The organism is Streptomyces sp. NPDC005775 (genome assembly GCF_042871565.1).
In the GTDB taxonomy this organism is placed as follows: Bacteria; Actinomycetota; Actinomycetes; order Streptomycetales; family Streptomycetaceae; genus Streptomyces.
The window spans coordinates 699,097-715,062 of sequence record NZ_JBIAIU010000001.1 but is presented as its reverse complement, the minus strand read 5'-3'; the positions used below and the strand labels follow the sequence as shown (position 1 = coordinate 715,062).

Annotated in this window: 15 protein-coding genes and 1 pseudogene; 10 read left to right on the top strand and 6 right to left on the bottom strand. The window is 71.4% G+C overall.

Going from position 1 to position 15,966, the window contains the following annotated elements:
* Positions 1-10: 10 nt before the first annotated feature.
* Both ACFYPA_RS03180 and ACFYPA_RS03175 read right to left on the bottom strand, forming a co-directional pair.
* Positions 11-1,642, bottom strand: coding sequence for an ABC-F family ATP-binding cassette domain-containing protein (locus ACFYPA_RS03180; protein ID WP_359311480.1), 1,632 nt, complete (start codon positions 1,640-1,642; stop codon positions 11-13).
* 303 nt (positions 1,643-1,945) lie between these two features.
* Entirely contained in the window at positions 1,946-2,362 is a 417-nt protein-coding gene (locus ACFYPA_RS03175) for an SsgA family sporulation/cell division regulator (RefSeq protein WP_389129091.1), read from the bottom strand.
* 184 nt (positions 2,363-2,546) lie between these two features.
* Between ACFYPA_RS03175 and ACFYPA_RS03170 the strand changes: the two genes are divergently transcribed.
* A complete protein-coding gene (locus ACFYPA_RS03170; protein ID WP_389129089.1) occupies positions 2,547-3,638 on the top strand; it encodes a WD40/YVTN/BNR-like repeat-containing protein in 1,092 nt (363 codons plus the stop codon).
* 7 nt (positions 3,639-3,645) lie between these two features.
* Here the strand turns inward: ACFYPA_RS03170 and ACFYPA_RS03165 are convergent, their stop codons facing one another.
* On the bottom strand, positions 3,646-3,939 hold the full coding sequence (locus ACFYPA_RS03165) for a YciI family protein (RefSeq protein WP_359082177.1): 294 nt from the start codon (positions 3,937-3,939) through the stop codon (positions 3,646-3,648).
* Positions 3,940-3,983: 44 nt separating this feature from the next.
* Between ACFYPA_RS03165 and ACFYPA_RS03160 the strand changes: the two genes are divergently transcribed.
* The gene (locus ACFYPA_RS03160) at positions 3,984-4,661 is read left to right on the top strand and encodes an endonuclease V (protein ID WP_389129087.1); all 678 of its coding nucleotides are present in this window, start codon (positions 3,984-3,986) and stop codon (positions 4,659-4,661) included.
* A gap of 80 nt (positions 4,662-4,741) precedes the next feature.
* Entirely contained in the window at positions 4,742-4,885 is a 144-nt protein-coding gene (mmpA, locus tag ACFYPA_RS03155) for a morphogenic membrane protein MmpA (protein ID WP_359349791.1), read from the top strand.
* A 23-nt stretch (positions 4,886-4,908) separates the two neighbouring features.
* On the opposite strand, the gene ACFYPA_RS03150 is transcribed toward mmpA, so the two are convergent.
* Positions 4,909-6,099 (bottom strand): saccharopine dehydrogenase family protein, encoded by a 1,191-nt coding sequence (locus ACFYPA_RS03150; protein WP_389129085.1) that lies wholly within the window; start codon positions 6,097-6,099, stop codon positions 4,909-4,911.
* A 193-nt stretch (positions 6,100-6,292) separates the two neighbouring features.
* Between ACFYPA_RS03150 and ACFYPA_RS03145 the strand changes: the two genes are divergently transcribed.
* From ACFYPA_RS03145 to ACFYPA_RS03130, 4 genes are read left to right on the top strand one after another with little or no spacing between them, the layout of a single operon-like run.
* The gene (locus ACFYPA_RS03145) at positions 6,293-7,444 is read left to right on the top strand and encodes a CaiB/BaiF CoA-transferase family protein (protein WP_359082173.1); all 1,152 of its coding nucleotides are present in this window, start codon (positions 6,293-6,295) and stop codon (positions 7,442-7,444) included.
* Entirely contained in the window at positions 7,444-8,586 is a 1,143-nt protein-coding gene (locus ACFYPA_RS03140; RefSeq protein WP_389129082.1) for an acyl-CoA dehydrogenase family protein, read from the top strand. Before ACFYPA_RS03145 ends, ACFYPA_RS03140 begins: the two co-directional genes overlap by 1 nt.
* A 48-nt stretch (positions 8,587-8,634) precedes the next feature.
* Positions 8,635-9,849, top strand: a complete 1,215-nt coding sequence (locus ACFYPA_RS03135) for an acetyl-CoA C-acetyltransferase (RefSeq protein ID WP_359082171.1) — start codon at positions 8,635-8,637, stop codon at positions 9,847-9,849.
* A gap of 30 nt (positions 9,850-9,879) precedes the next feature.
* A complete protein-coding gene (locus tag ACFYPA_RS03130; protein WP_389129080.1) occupies positions 9,880-12,051 on the top strand; it encodes a 3-hydroxyacyl-CoA dehydrogenase NAD-binding domain-containing protein in 2,172 nt (723 codons plus the stop codon).
* Positions 12,052-12,121: 70 nt separating this feature from the next.
* Here ACFYPA_RS03130 and ACFYPA_RS03125 read toward each other — a convergent pair whose 3' ends face one another.
* Positions 12,122-12,853, bottom strand: coding sequence for a MerR family transcriptional regulator (locus ACFYPA_RS03125; RefSeq protein ID WP_359082169.1), 732 nt, complete (start codon positions 12,851-12,853; stop codon positions 12,122-12,124).
* A 127-nt stretch (positions 12,854-12,980) separates the two neighbouring features.
* Here ACFYPA_RS03125 and ACFYPA_RS03120 point away from each other — a divergent pair.
* Both ACFYPA_RS03120 and ACFYPA_RS03115 read left to right on the top strand, forming a co-directional pair.
* Positions 12,981-13,109: pseudogene (locus tag ACFYPA_RS03120) on the top strand (Appr-1-p processing protein); the annotation flags it as partial.
* 145 nt (positions 13,110-13,254) lie between these two features.
* A complete protein-coding gene (locus tag ACFYPA_RS03115) occupies positions 13,255-13,887 on the top strand; it encodes a TetR/AcrR family transcriptional regulator (protein ID WP_359082168.1) in 633 nt (210 codons plus the stop codon).
* Here ACFYPA_RS03115 and ACFYPA_RS03110 read toward each other — a convergent pair.
* Entirely contained in the window at positions 13,805-14,779 is a 975-nt protein-coding gene (locus tag ACFYPA_RS03110) for an oxygenase MpaB family protein (protein WP_359082167.1), read from the bottom strand. The genes ACFYPA_RS03115 and ACFYPA_RS03110 overlap by 83 nt on opposite strands.
* Positions 14,780-15,070: 291 nt before the next feature.
* On the opposite strand from ACFYPA_RS03110, the gene ACFYPA_RS03105 reads away from it, so the two are divergent.
* Positions 15,071-15,949 (top strand): oxygenase MpaB family protein, encoded by an 879-nt coding sequence (locus tag ACFYPA_RS03105; protein WP_389129307.1) that lies wholly within the window; start codon positions 15,071-15,073, stop codon positions 15,947-15,949.
* Positions 15,950-15,966 lie beyond the last annotated feature (17 nt).

Genomic DNA, 15,966 nt, shown 5'->3' with positions numbered 1-15,966 from the left:
GCCCCGCACGTCACAGGCCGGTGCGCACCTCCTCCACCGTCGTGCCCCGGAGACCGCCGTCGAGCAGCAGCCAGCGAGTGATCCCGAGCGATTCGAGGAACGGTACGTCGTGGCTCGCCACGATCAGCGCCCCCTCGTACGCGTCGAGTGCCGCCGTCAGCCGGCGCACGCTCGCCAGGTCCAGATTGTTCGTCGGTTCGTCCAGCATCAACAACTGAGGTGCGGGCTCGGCCAGCAGCAGCGAGGCCAGAGCCGCACGGAACCGCTCACCGCCCGACAGGGTTCCGGCCGGACGGTCCGCCCGCGCACCCCTGAACAGGAAATGTGCCAGTCGCGCCCTGATCCGGTTGTCCGTGGCCTCCGGTGCGAACCGCGCCACGTTCTCCACCACGCTCAACGCGTCGTCCAGCACGTCCAGTCGCTGGGGCAGGAAGCGCATCGGCAACCGCACCGACGCCTCGCCGGACACGGGGGCCAGCTCACCGGCCAGCGTCCGCAGCAGCGTCGTCTTGCCCGCTCCGTTACGTCCCACCAGCGCGATGCGCTCCGGACCGCGCACCTCGAACGAACCCCGTACCCGTGCCCCGTACGCCGGCTCCAGATCGTCCAGCCTCAGCACCTCCTGGCCCGGATGAACCCTGGTGTGCGGCAGTTCGACCCTGATCTCGGCGTCGTCCCGCACCGCGTCGACCGCGTCGCCGAGACGCTCCTTCGCCTCGGCGAGCTTCTCCGCGTGCATGATGCGGTGCTTGCCCGCCGACTCCTGGGCGGATCGTTTGCGGGCGCCCATGACGATCTTCGGTTCCCGTTTGTTCTCCTGCATCTTCTGTCCGTAGCGCTTGCGCCGTGCCAGCTTGACCTGGGCCTCGGCGAGTTCGCGCTTCTGGCGGTGCACATCGGCCTCGGCGACCCGCACCATGCGCTCGGCGGCCTCCTGTTCCACGGCGAGCGCCTCCTCGTACGCCGAGAGGTTCCCGCCGTACCAGGTGACCGTGCCCTCCCGCAGATCGGCGATCTGGTCGACCCGTTCCAGGAGTTCCCGGTCGTGGCTGACGACGACGAGCACGCCGTTCCACGCGTCGACCGCCGCGTGGAGACGACCGCGAGCGTGCCGGTCCAGATTGTTCGTAGGCTCGTCCAGCAGCAGTACGTCCGGCCGGGCCAGCAGCAGCGCCGCCAGGCGCAGCAGCACGCACTCACCGCCCGACATCTCGCCGATCGTGCGGTCGAGCCCGATGTGGCCGAGGCCGAGCTGGTCGAGCGTGGCGAGCGCCCGCTCCTCCACGTCCCAGTCGTCACCGACGGCGGTGAACCGCTCCTCGCCGACGTCGCCCGCCTCGATGGCGTGCAGCGCCGCACGGGTGTCGGCGATGCCCAGCGCGGCGTCGACGCGCAACGCGGTGTCCAGGACGAGGTTCTGCGGCAGGTGGCCGACCTCGCCCGCCGTCCTGATATGTCCCTCGGTGGGGGTGAGTTCACCGGCGATCAGCCGCAGCAGGGTCGACTTGCCCGAGCCGTTGAGCCCGATGAGTCCGGTACGGCCCGGTCCCACGGTGAGGTGGAAGTCGTCCAGGACCGGGCTGCCGTCGGGCCAGGTGAAGGAGAGCGACGAGCAGGTGATGTGGGTGAGGGGGGTAGACATGAGAGAACTCCCGGTTGCGAGGAAGGACAGGGCAACGGGGCGAGACACCGGCCACTGGCTTCCCACGGAAGAAATCCGGAAGTGGAGAAAGGGAGGGCCCTGGTCGCGGAGGACGGCTCGAAGAGCTGAGGTCACACTCGGGCACGCGGACGTGTGCGGACATGGCACGGCGTGCGACACGGTGTCTCAAGACCTCAGACGAGCAACGTCCTACTCCTATCGGCGACAACAAGGACAACATCGAAGGTACGGCGGCCCCCGGGACGGAGCAAGCGAATTAACTCCCGGGGGCGGCCGGCGGGGTCAGCAGGAGCCGCCGAGCAGGTACACGATGCCCCGGTCCAGGTCCAGGAAGCGGTGCTCGGCGCCGGTGGGGACGAGTTCCTGCGCACGACGCAGGAACCGGCGCAGCTCCGCCGTGCGCACGTGCACCATGGCGATCCCCTCGGCGGCGTGGAACTCCAGCACCGTACGGTCGTAGCCGAAGGGCCGGACGCGTACGTCCCCGACCCCCGCCGGCGCCTCCATCCCCGCCGCCAGCAGTTCCCGGGAGAACTCCCAGGACACCTCGGTGCCCTCCAGCGTCGCCGGCGCGGGGAACGCCATGCGTACGGCGAAGGGGTCCGTGCGGTCGTAGCTCAGTACTGCGGGAAGCGTTTCCATCTGCGGTGCGGATGCGACCATGCGGGCCTGTACGGACTGTTCGATTTCGGTGGACAAGACCTGCTCCCTCTCGCGACCGGATGAACGGTTTCCGGCACTCATACAGACGAACGATTCCGCCGATCCGTGCACCGGAGCACGGCGTGAGCTGCGTCACCGCACACCGCTGCCTCCCACGCGTGCCCGTTTTCCGGCGATGCACCCTGGACGGGGCCCGGCCCGTGGGTTAGCTTCCAGCGCCATGAAGGCCATGGGGAAGATGCGACGACTGATGTCACTGGGACTGTGCGGGGCGGCGCTCGCCGCCGCGTCGTCCCTACCCGCCGCCCACGCGGCGCCCGTCGGACGGCACGGGCCGGCCTGGACATCCACCGACACCGGCAGCGACGCACGCTTCCGCGGCCTCGCCGCCGTCAGCAGCCGCACCGCCTGGCTCGCCGGATCCAAGGGCACCGTGCTGCGCACCACCGACGGCGGCCGGCACTGGCGCGACGTCTCGCCGCCCGGTGCGGCCGACGAGGCACTGGAGTTCCGCGACATCGAGGCCTTCGACGCCCGGCGGGCGGTCGCCCTGGCCATCGGCGAGGGCGAGGCCTCCCGGGTGCTGCGTACGGAGGACGGCGGGGCGACCTGGACCGAGTCCTTCCGCAACAGCGACGCACGCGCGTTCTACGACTGCCTCACCTTCTTCGACAGCCGCCACGGCCTCGCCATGAGCGACCCCGTGGACGGGCGGTTCCGCCTCCTGTCCACCGCCGACGGGGGCCGCAGCTGGAACGTGCTGCCCAGCGCCGGCATGCCGCGGGCCCAGGCCGGTGAGGCTGGCTTCGCGGCCAGTGGGCAGTGCCTGGTCAGCGCCGGACCGAAGGACGTGTGGCTGGCGACGGGCGGGGCGGCCACCGCCCGGGTCCTGCACTCGGGCGACCGCGGACTGACCTGGACCGCGACCGCGTCGCCCATCCCGGCCGGGGACCCGGCCCGGGGCGTCTTCGGCCTCGCCTTCCGCGACCGCGCCCACGGCGTCGCGGTCGGCGGCGACTACCGCGCCGACCAGATGTCGCCCAGCGCCTCGGCCGTCACCTCCGACGGGGGCCGCGGCTGGCAGCCGTCCCGGACGCCGCCCACCGCCTACCGCTCCGGCGTCGCCTGGCTGCCGCACAGCCGGTCGGCCGCACTGGCGGTCGGCCCGACCGGCACCGACCTCACCACGGACGGCGGCCGCACCTGGCGCACGGTCGACACCGGGTCGTACGACACGGTCGCCTGCACCGCGGACGGGAGCTGCTGGGCCGCCGGCGAAAAGGGGCGGGCCGCACGCGCGGTCGTCCGCTGAGAGGGCCCTACACCTGCTGCCGGTACGGGGACAGCGCGTCTGACGTCTTCGTCGCGATGAACTCCGTGACGCGGTACGCGCAGACGCCGTGCGCGACGAAGGGGTCGGACGCCGTGAGCCGTTCGATCGCGGTCCGGTCGTCCCCGACCGCGAGGATCACCCCGCCCTCGCGGGGGTTCTTGCGGCCGGAGGCGACGAACACCCCGGCCGCGTACTGGGCGTCGAGCCAGGCGACGTGTTCCTCCAGCAGCGCGTCGACGCGGTCCAGCGGGGCGGTGTACGACAGATCGAGTACGAACATAATCCGAAGGCTACGGGAGCGGCCCGCCTAAACTGACCGGCATCATGACGACACTTCGGATACCGGCCGACGAGGCCGAGGCCCGCGCCCTCCAGGAGACCCTGCGCACCCGCGTGGTGCTCGACGAGGAAGGACCGCCGCCGGGTACCGGCCGGGTGACGGGTGTCGACGTCGCCTACGACGACGCGCGCGATGTCGTCGTGGCGGCGGCCGTCGTACTGGACGCGGCCACGCTGGAGGTGCTGGCCGAGTCCACCGCCGTCGGGCAGGTCACCTTCCCGTACGTCCCGGGACTCCTGGCCTTCCGTGAGATCCCCACCGTGTTGGCCGCGCTGGAGTCCCTCTCCGTCGACCCGGGTCTCGTCGTCTGCGACGGCTACGGACAGGCCCACCCGCGCCGCTTCGGCCTCGCCAGCCACCTTGGCGTGCTCACCGGGCTCCCCGTCATCGGCGTCGCGAAGAACCCGTTCACCTTCTCGTACGAACAGCCCGGCCCCCACCGCGGCGACCGGTCGCCGCTGCTCGACGGGGACGAGGTGGTGGGGCAGGCGCTGCGCACCCAGGACGGCACCAAACCGGTGTACGTCTCGGTCGGCCACCGCATCGGGCTGGACAACGCCTGCGCGCACACGCTCCTGCTGGCCCGCGACTTCCGCCAGCCGGAGACGACCCGCAAGGCCGACGCGCTGTGCGGGCGGGCGCTCCGGGAAGCCACCGGCTGAGCCCGGTGCGGGCACGGTGTCCGGGCGTCTGAGTATCCGTACGGATAGCGCCCGCCGATCATGATCGGCACTCTGGACACATGAACGCATATCGATCAACTGGCCGAACCGCTCCCCTCCACCCCGCTCAGCGCCGTGTGGCGGTGGGCATGCTGCTCGGGGGTGCGGTCGGTTTCGTCTGGGCCGGGGCGATGCTCTACACCCTGGCCTCCTGGATCTTCTGACACCGGGTCCGCCCGGCGGCGCGTCAGCGCACGTGCGCCACCCGGAACCGCAGACCGGCCCCGCGCAGCCGCTCCAGCAGCGCGTCACCCATGGCGACGGCCGTCGTGACCTGTCCGGAGGTCGGCGGCAGCTCGTCCAGCGCCAGGCACAGCGCCGACTCCGCCAGCATCTTCGCCGTCTCGTCGTAGCCCGGATCGCCGCCCGACACCTCGGTGAAGACCCGGCGGCCGCCGCCCTCGCCGACGAACCGGACCGTGAACCAGCTCCGCCGGCGGCGCTCCTCGTCCGGGCCGGAGCCGGGCTCGTAGCGATCCATCAGCCAGCTCCGTACGGCCGGCAGCTGCGCCGCGCCGAGCAGGGCGCCGAGCGCCGCCGTGCCGCCCAGGGCCATGGGCAGGTGCTTGACCGAGGCGTAGTGCCGGTAGCGGAAGTCGGGACCGTAGCGGGGGAGCGCGCGGGCCGAGCGCCTCACGATCTGCGCGTCGAGCGTCGGCAGGGGCAGCGCCCAGGTGCCGGTCTCCTTGCTGAAGCGCGGTGAGCCGAGCGGGGCGGTGGCGCGGCGGGCGACCAGCCGGGGTTCGTGCAGCCGGCGCTCCCCGGCGGCCCGCAGCATCTGCGGGCCGCGGCCCATGGCGGTGAGCGCGGAGGCGAACGTACCGCCCGAGAAGACGGCGTTGGAGCGGACGAAGCCGTCGATGCGGAGCGGGACGCCCTCGGGCAGCTGCCGGACCGTGAAGTACACCCCGAGGTCGTGCGGTACGGAGTCGAAACCGCAGGCGTGCACGATCCGGGCCCCGGTCTCGCGGGCCCGGGTGTCGTACTCCAGGTACATCCGGTCGGTGAACTCCGGCTCGCCGGAGAGATCGGTGTAGTCCGTGCCCGCCTCGGCGCAGGCGGCGACCAGTTCCTCCCCGTACCAGACGTACGGGCCGACGGTCGTGGCCACCACATGGGTGGACTCGGCGAGTTCGCGCAGCGCCCGGGCGTCGGAGGCGTCGGCGTACAGCAGCGGGAGGTCCGCGCAGTGCGGATGCAGGGCGGTGAGGCGGTTGCGCAGCTGTTCCAGTTTGGCGCGGTTGCGGCCGGCCAGGGCCCAGCGGCAGCCTTCCGGGGCATGCGCCGCCAGATAGCCGGCGGTGAGTTCACCCACGAAGCCGGTGGCGCCGTAAAGGACTACGTCATAGGGGCGTGATGCCCCGTTCTGCCTGTTCACGAGTGCCTCCGCAGGGGCCGGCGCCGATGTAGCAGGCAGAGGGTAGCGGAGCCGGACGTGGCGCTGCGCGGCCGGGGAGGCTTCGTGAGGGAGGATCCCTAAGCGCTTGCTCGCTCCCAGGGGTTGTGCCGAGCGCGGTGCGTTCTTAGCATCATCGGTGTTACATCAGTTGTGTCATACCGCTGGGGGCTCGATGGCAACGACAGGGAACGGCTCGCACGGTCCGCTGGCCGGCGTGCGCGTGGTCGAGCTGGCAGGCATCGGGCCCGGCCCGTTCGCCGCGATGCTCCTGGCCGATCTCGGCGCCGACGTGGTGCGCGTCGACCGGCCCGGCGGGGCCGGACTCGGCATCGACCCGGCGGGCGACCTCACCAACCGCAACAAGCGCTCCGTCCTCATCGACCTCAAGGACGCGACCGGCCCGGACACCGTCCTGGACCTGGTCGAACGCGCCGACGTCCTGATCGAGGGGTACCGGCCCGGAGTCGCCGAACGCCTCGGCGTGGGCCCGGACACCTGCCTGGCCCGTAACCCGCAGCTCGTCTACGGGCGGATGACCGGCTGGGGCCAGGACGGCCCGCTCGCCGAACGGGCCGGGCACGACATCGCCTACATCGCCGTCACCGGCGCCCTCTCGATGATCGGCGAGCCGCAGAAGCCGCCCACCGTCCCCGCCAACCTGCTCGGCGACTACGCGGGCGGCTCGCTCTATCTCGTCATCGGCATCCTCGCCGCCCTCCAGCACACCCGGACCCCCGGCGGCAGCGGACAGGTCGTCGACGCGGCGATCGTCGACGGCACCGCGCACCTCACCACGATGATCCACGGCATGCTGCAGGCCGGCGGCTGGCAGGACCGGCGCGGCTCCAACCTCCTGGACGGCGGCTGCCCCTTCTATGGTTCGTACGAGACGGCCGACGGCGCGTACATGGCGGTCGGCCCGCTCGAGAAGCGGTTCTACGCCGAGTTCACCGAGCTCCTCGGCCTCGGGGACACCGCCCCCGACCGGGGCGACCTCGCCCGCTGGGACGAACTGCGCACGCTCGTCGCCGCTCGCTTCCGCACCCGTACCCGCGCCGAGTGGACCGAGGTCTTCGACGGCTCGGACGCCTGCGTGGCGCCCGTCCTCTCCCTTCGCGAGGCGCCGCACCACCCGCACCTCGCCGCCCGTTCCACCTTCGTCGAACACGGCGGACTCACCCAGCCCGCGCCCGCTCCCCGGTTCTCGGCCACACCCTCCTCGGTACGCGGCGGACCGGCCCTGCCGGGCGCGGACACCGAAGCGGTCGCCGCCGACTGGGGCGTGCCGGCCCTGCGGACCACCCGGAAGGACACGACCGACTGATGCAGCGGCAGATCTTCACCGAGGAGCACGACGCGTTCCGCGAGACGGTCCGCACCTTCCTGTCCAAGGAGGTCCTCCCGCACTACGAACAGTGGGAGAAGGACGGCATCGTCTCGCGCGCGGCCTGGCGCGCCGCCGGCCGGCAGGGGCTGCTCGGCCTCGCCGTTCCCGAGGAGTACGGGGGCGGCGGGAACACCGACTTCCGCTACAGCGCTGTCCTCGCCGAGGAGTTCACCCGGGCGGGCACCCCGGGCCTCGCGCTCGGCCTCCACAACGACATCATCGGCCCCTACCTGACCGGCCTCGCCACCGAGGAGCAGAAGCGGCGCTGGCTGCCCGGCTTCTGCAGCGGCGAGATCATCACCGCCATCGCGATGACCGAACCCGGCGCCGGCTCCGACCTCCAGGGCATCCGCACGACCGCCGAGGACAAGGGCGACCACTGGCTGCTCAACGGCTCCAAGACGTTCATCTCCAACGGCATCCTCGCCGACCTCGTGGTCGTCGTCGCGAAGACCACCCCCGACGGCGGTGCGAAGGGCCTCTCGCTGATCGTCGTCGAGCGCGGCACGGAGGGCTTCGAGCGCGGCCGCAACCTCGACAAGATCGGCCAGAAGTCCCAGGATACCGCCGAGCTGTTCTTCAACGACGTGCGCGTCCCCAAGGAGAACCTCCTCGGCGATCCGGACGGCGCCTTCATCCACCTGATGACCAACCTCGCCCAGGAGCGCATGGGCATAGCGGTCGCCGGGATCGCCGCCGCCGAACACCTCCTGGAGATCACCACCACCTACGTCAAGGAGCGCGAGGCCTTCGGCCGTCCGCTCTCCAAGCTCCAGCACATCCGCTTCGAGATCGCGGAGATGGCCACCGAGTGCGCCGTCACCCGCGCCTTCCTCGACCGGTGCATCGTCGACCACTCGGACGGGAATCTCGACGCCGTACACGCCTCCATGGCGAAGTGGTGGGCGACCGAACTGCAGAAGCGCGTCGCCGACCGGTGCCTCCAACTGCACGGCGGTTACGGGTACATGGCGGAGTTCCCGGTGGCCAGGGCCTTCACCGACGGTCGCATCCAGACCATCTACGGCGGCACGACCGAGATCATGAAAGAGATCATCGGACGCTCGCTGCTCGCCTGACCGGCCCCCGTCACCCTGTTGCGCAACCACCCTCGAAAGGCAGCTGTCTTGAGTACCGAAGCATTCGTCTACGACGCGATCCGCACCCCGCGCGGCCGCGGCAAGGCCAACGGGGCCCTGCACGGCACCAAGCCGATCGACCTCGTCGTCGGCCTGATCCACGAGCTCCGCGACCGCTTCCCGGGCCTCGACCCGGCGGCCGTCGACGACATCGTCCTCGGCGTGGTCAGCCCGCTCGGCGACCAGGGCTCCGACATCGCGCGCATCGCCGCGATCGCCGCCGGTCTCCCCGACACCGTCGCGGGCGTCCAGGAGAACCGCTTCTGTGCCTCGGGGCTGGAAGCCGTCAACCTGGCCGCCGCCAAGGTCCGTTCGGGCTGGGAGGACCTCGTCCTCGCGGGCGGCGTCGAGTCGATGTCCCGCGTTCCGATGGGCTCCGACGGCGGTGCCTGGGCGATGGACCCGATGACGAACTACGAGACCGGGTTCGCGCCGCAGGGCATCGGCGCCGACCTCATCGCCACCATCGAGGGCTTCTCGCGCCGCGACGTCGACGAGTTCGCCGCCCTCTCGCAGGAGCGGGCCGCCGAGGCGTGGAAGGACAACCGCTTCGCGCGCTCCGTCGTCCCCGTCAAGGACCGCAACGGCCTCGTCGTCCTCGACCACGACGAGCACATGCGCCCCGGCACCACCGCCGACTCCCTCGCCGCGCTCAAGCCGTCGTTCGCGGCGATCGGCGAGATGGGCGGGTTCGACGCGGTGGCGCTGCAGAAGTACCACTGGGTGGAGAAGATCGACCACGTCCACCACGCGGGCAACTCCTCCGGCATCGTCGACGGCGCCGCCCTCGTCGCGATCGGTTCGAAGGAGATCGGCGAGCGCTACGGACTCACCCCGCGCGCCCGGATCGTCTCCGCCGCCGTCTCCGGCTCCGAGCCCACCATCATGCTCACCGGCCCCGCACCCGCCACCCGCAAGGCGCTCGCCAAGGCCGGACTGACCATCGACGACATCGACCTCGTGGAGATCAACGAGGCCTTCGCCGGCGTCGTCCTGCGCTTCGCCCGCGACATGGGGCTCTCTCTCGACAAGATCAACGTCAACGGCGGCGCCATCGCGCTCGGACACCCGCTCGGCGCCACCGGCGCGATGATCCTCGGCACGCTCATCGACGAGCTGGAGCGGCGCGACAAGCGCTACGGCCTCGCCACCCTCTGCGTCGGCGGCGGCATGGGCGTCGCCACCGTCATCGAGCGTCTCTGACCGTTCCCTTCCTACGGAGAAGACAGACACATGACCGAGAGCACGACCATCCGCTGGGAACAGGACGAGACCGGCGTCGTCACCCTCGTACTCGACGACCCCAACCAGTCCGCCAACACGATGAACCAGGCCTTCCGGGACTCCATCGAGGCCATCGCCGACCGGGCCGAGGCCGAGAAGGACTCCATCCGGGGCATCATCTACGCCTCCGCCAAGAAGACCTTCTTCGCCGGCGGCGACCTCAAGGACATGATCAGGATCGGCCCCGAGAACGCCCAGGCCGCGTTCGACGCCGGCACCGCGATCAAGAGGTCGCTGCGCCGCATCGAGACCCTCGGCAAGCCCGTCGTCGCCGCCATCAACGGCGCGGCCCTCGGCGGCGGTTACGAGATCGCCCTCGCCGCCCACCACCGCGTCGCGCTGGACGCCCCCGGCTCCCGCATCGGCCTGCCCGAGGTCACCCTCGGCCTGCTGCCCGCCGGCGGTGGCGTCACCCGCACCGTACGCCTCATGGGCATCGCCGACGCGCTGCTCAAGGTGCTGCTCCAGGGCACCCAGTACACCCCCGCGCGCGCCCTGGAGAACGGCCTGATCCACGAGGTCGCCGCCACCCGCGAGCAGATGCTGGAGAAGGCCCGCGCTTTCATCGACGCCAACCCCGAGTCCCAGCAGCCCTGGGACGTCAAGGGCTACCGGATCCCAGGCGGCACCCCGTCCAACCCCAAGTTCGCCGCCAACCTGCCGGCCTTCCCGGCCAACCTGAAGAAGCAGCTCGCCGGTGCGCCCATGCCCGCGCCGCGCAACATCCTGGCCGCGGCCGTCGAGGGCTCGCAGGTCGACTTCGAGACCGCGCTCACCATCGAGGCCCGCTACTTCACCGAGCTGGTCACCGGCCAGGTCTCGAAGAACATGATCCAGGCGTTCTTCTTCGACCTCCAGGCCGTGAACTCCGGGGCCAGCCGCCCGAGGGGCATCGAGGAGCGCCAGGTCCGCAAGGTCGCCGTCCTCGGCGCCGGGATGATGGGTGCGGGCATCGCGTACTCCTGCGCCCGGGCCGGCATCGACGTCGTCCTCAAGGACGTCTCGACCGAGGCCGCCGCGAAGGGCAAGGCGTACAGCGAGAAGCTCCTCGACAAGGCGCTCTCCCGGGGCCGTACGACCGAGGCGAAGCGCGACGAGCTGCTGGCCCGCATCACCCCGACCGGTGACCCGGCCGACCTCGCCGGCTGCGACGCCGTCATCGAGGCCGTGTTCGAGGACACCTCGCTCAAGCACAAGGTGTTCCACGAGATCCAGGACATCATCGAGCCGGACGCCCTGCTCTGCTCCAACACCTCGACCCTGCCCATCACGGTGCTGGCCGAAGGGGTCGCGCGCCCCGTCGACTTCATCGGGCTGCACTTCTTCTCGCCCGTCGACAAGATGCCGCTGGTCGAGATCATCAAGGGCGAGAAGACCGGCGACGAGGCCCTGGCCCGCGCCTTCGACCTGGTCCGCCGGATCAAGAAGACACCGATCGTCGTCAACGACTCGCGCGGCTTCTTCACCTCGCGCGTCATCGGCCAGTTCATCAACGAGGGCGTCGCCATGGTCGGCGAGGGCGTCGAGCCGGCGTCCGTCGAGCAGGCCGCCGCCCAGGCGGGCTACCCGGCCAAGGTGCTCTCCCTGATGGACGAGCTGACGCTCACCCTGCCCCGCAAGATCCGCGACGAGACCCGCAAGGCCGTCGAGGAGGCGGGCGGCAGCTGGGCCGGCCACCCCGCCGACGCGGTCATCGACCGGATGGTCGACGAGTTCGGCCGCCCGGGCCGCAGCGGCGGCGCGGGCTTCTACGAGTACGACGAGAGCGGCAGGCGGACCCGCCTGTGGCCCGGTCTGCGCGAGCACTTCGTGAAGCCGGACACGGACATCTCCTTCACCGACATGCAGGAGCGGATGCTCTTCTCCGAGGCCCTGGACAGCGTCCGCTGCCTGGAGGAGAACGTCCTGATCACCGTCGCCGACGCCAACATCGGCTCCATCATGGGCATCGGCTTCCCCGCGTGGACCGGCGGCGTGCTCCAGTACATCAACGGTTACGAGGGCGGCCTGCCCGGATTCGTGGCCCGCGCCCGGGAACTCGCCGAGCGGTACGGGAACCGGTTCCTGCCGCCCGAGCTGCTCGTGGAGAAGGCGGAGAAGGGCGAGACCTTCCACGACTGAGTTCGCTGCGCCGGGCCGCACCCACCGGGTGAGGCCCGGCGGGCACCCACCGGTGCGGCCCGGCGGGCTGCTACTCGCCCGCGAAGGCGGCCCGCAGCTCCTCCTTCAGGGAACGCTGGAACGCGGTCACGAGCGCTTGCAGGACGAGCGGCTGCATGTGCGCGGACAGCGACTTCATCGCCTTCAGGTGCTCGGGATCCGATTCCCGCTCCCGGTAGGGGCCCCACACCTCGTCCCGGAACAGCCGGGTCAGCTCGTGCGCGGCCGAGCGCGTGTGCTCCAGCAGGACCGTACGGGCGGCAAGGATCGTCTCGTGCGCGATCGGCACGTCGAGCAGTTCCACGCCGAGCCGCAGCAGCCCCGGATCCAGCCGGTACACACCGTCCTCCGGTCCGGACCGCTCCAGCACACCCATCGCGGCCAGCCGGTCGACGTCCTCCCGCGACAGCGCCCGCCCCGCACGCCGCTCCAGTTCCCCGCGGGTCGCCTCCTCCGCCGCATCGGGCGCCCACGACGCCACCAGAGCCCGGTGGATCGCCAGATCGTGGGCGCTCAGACCGGGCGGCAACTGCTCCAGATAGCGCTCGATCGCGGCGAGCGTCATGCCCTGGTGCTGGAGCTCCTCGATGAGCGCCAGCCGGGAGAGGTGGTCGTGCCCGTAGTGCCCGACCCGGCGGGGGCCGATGACCGGGGGCGGGAGCAGCCCCCGGGTGCTGTAGAAGCGCACCGTGCGCACCGTCACGCCGGCGCGTGCCGCCAGTTCGTCGACGGTGAGCTTCGGCTCCTCGCCCTCGGTCGCCATGTCCGCTCCTCGTCTCCGCCCGCGGGTGGCCGCCGCGTACGTGCGCCCCACTCCGGTGCAACAGTATTGCTGTCTCACCAATGATGTGAAAGAGCCCGGTGTCAGTGGTGGCCCCTAGCCTGCGCTCATGTCCGAGATCACCTGCATCCGCGGCGACGCGACCTCGCCCCGTGGCAAGGGCGTCAAGCTGATCGGTCATGTCTGCAACGACCTCGGTGGCTGGGGCAAGGGCTTCGTCCTGACCCTCTCGCGCCGCTGACGCGAGCGAAGCGGCTATGTAGTCACCGGCCGGCACGGCGCCATCAGCAGGGCGCCCACTCCGCGTTGTTACAGAGATACGGGGTGTGTCACCACGTATCCACTCCTATGGTGGAGGGCAGCGGCGGAACGGGGGAGGGCCCATGACGGCACGGAGCACCGACGGCGCACGGCTGGCCCTCGCGCTCGCCGAGGCGCCCCCGTCGGACACGCTGAGCGAGCAGATCCTGGATGCCGCGCGCGAGCAGTTCATGACCTTCGGGCTGCGCCGCTCCACCGTCGACGACGTCGCCAGGCGCGCCAGGGTCTCACGGGTGACCGTGTACCGGCGGATAGGCAACAAGGACAGCCTCGTCTCCGCGTGTCTGCTGCGTGAGTACCGCCGCTTCCTGGTGGAGGTGGACGATGCCGTGGCCGCGCTGCCGACGACGGAGGACCGGCTCGTCGAGGGCTTCGCCGCGGTCCTCCGCCACATCCGGGAGCATCCGCTCATCGGCGGTCTGCTGCGGCTGGAGCCCGAGACCATGCTGCCCTTCCTGACCCTGGAGAGCGGACCGGCCTTCCTCGCCATCCGCGACTACCTGGCCGACCGGCTGCGCGAGGCCCGGCGCGCGGAGGGCCGGCCGGCGGCCGACGCGACCCCGGTCGCCGAACTGATGGTGCGCGTCACCGTCTCCTTCCTCCTCAATCCGGTCAGCTGTTTCGAGCTCGACGACGAGGCCCAGGTGCGGGAGTTCGCCCGCTGCTATCTGGTGCCGCTGCTGGCTGCCGGCTAGACGCACCGGGGTCCCCGTCCGTCCCGTCGGGCAGCGGTTCCAGCGGGCGGCTGCGGGCCCAGTGCGGTCCGAGGTCGTCGAGCCGCCAGCCGAAGGGGTACGAACGGGGCTGCGGGCGCGAGGGGAACCGGCGCGGCCGGGCCGGCAGCCGGCGCACGCACCGGGCCCGCAGGCGCAGGGCCGCCGACGCCGAGGCCTGCGCCCATCGCGGCTGTGGCCGGAAACCCAGCGCGGTCAGCAGCGGCTCGTCCAGCAGGGCCAGCGAGAACCTCGCCACCAGGGGGCGTAACGGACGCGGGTACCAGCTCGCCATGACGCGGAAGGTGGCGTTCGCGACCCGGCGGTTGGCCGGGTCGTACGCGAACATCCGCTCCTCGTAGGAGTCGAGGAGCCGCTCGAACCCCTCGTACGTGTCGGGCGCGCCCTCGATGCCCATGACCGCCGCCATCTTGCGGCCGGTCTCCACGAGGGCCTGGACCTCCTGGGCGCACAGCGGGCGCCAGCCGAAGCGGTCGATCCAGCGCTTGGGCCCCACGACCGTCGTCGCGAGGACATAGCGGAAGTCCTCGTTCGGGATGCTGTACTTGCCGTGGATCCGGTTCAGATGGCGCGCGGCAGCCCGCCCGCGCTCCGAGTCGAACCCGTCGGCGGCCATCTCGTAGCCGATCAGCACCGTGTCGTCGTACCTCTTCTGCCCGGCCCGTTCGAACTCCTGGGTCCGGTCCAGGAGCACGGAGATCCGGGGGACGCCGTAGTCCCGGAGGAAGGCGACGCTCACGCCCTGCCGGTAGTCCCACGGGAACTCGTACTGGGAGATCAGCCGAAGGATCTCGGCGTAGTCGCGCGCCGGATCCATCCGGCGTATCTCGTGCAGGCGGCTGTATCGCCCCATGGTGCGCCCTCCTGTCCGTGTACGACTCCCCGCGGGCCCGCTGTTACGGATCATGGCTACCGAAGGTCACAACTCGCCTTTCGCGCAACGAATATGACGAGCCGTTCGGTCCAGGAGTCAAAGTTACAAATACTATCGACTTGTTTCATGAGCTCCGTCAACACCGCTGACCGAAGCGGGGCCGGTGCGCATGAGGCCCGACGCGCTCGCATACTGGATCAGGCAGGGGGCCGGGCCGGGTGCCGAGCCGAGCGCCCGCAGGCCGCCGGGGAGTACCGCATGAGCAGCGAGATGAGTGAAGCAGTCAGGGGCGCCGATCCGGCGCCGCCCCCGCCCGGGGGCGTGCTGTGGAGCCTGTCCGGTGACATCCGGGCCCTGCTGATGCTGCCTGCCGCCCTCACTCTGCAGGTCGCCCACCCCGCGGTCGGTGCGGGGGTCGATGAGCACTCCGTATTCCGTACGGACCCGTGGGGCCGGGGGGAGCGTTCCCTCAGCTCGCTCCAGCTCTGGGTGTACGGGGGTGAGGAGGCCGCCGACGAGGGGCGCAGGCTCCGCCGGCTGCACCGCACCATTCAGGGCACCGACACCCGCGGCCGCCCCTACCACGCACTGTCACCGGCGAACTACGCATGGGTGCACGCGACCGGCTTCCCCGTGTACCGGCACGGTGCGCGGTACCTCGTGCGGCCGCTCGGCCCGGAGCAGGAGCGGGCGCTGTACCGGGAGTGGCTCCAGGTGGGCCGAGTGCTCGGGATCCACGACCGGGACATGCCGCAGACGATCGAGGATTTCTGGCCCTACTACCGCTCCATGCTCGCCCACGAGGTCGAACGGACCGTCGTCGTCGAGGAACTCGTCGCCACCGGGGCCCCCGTGCCGCCCCCGGACCGCGGGCCCCTGGCTCTCCGGCTGCTGCTGAGGGCCCTGTGGCCGCTGCTGCTCCCGCCACTGGCCCGGTTCCGCGCCTTCCTCACGGTCGGTCTCATGCCGCCGGACGCGCGCGAGGCGATCGGCCTGGAATGGACCGATGCCCAGGAGCGCGGTCTGCGGCGGTTCTGCTCCGTCGTGCGGGTGGTCGTACCGGTGCTGCCGGAACGGCTGCGGTACCTGCCGCGGGCGCGTCGGGCGCGGGTGGCCCACCGGGAAGCGCGGCGGCGTGCGGTCCGCTGACCGCGCTCACCGGCCGC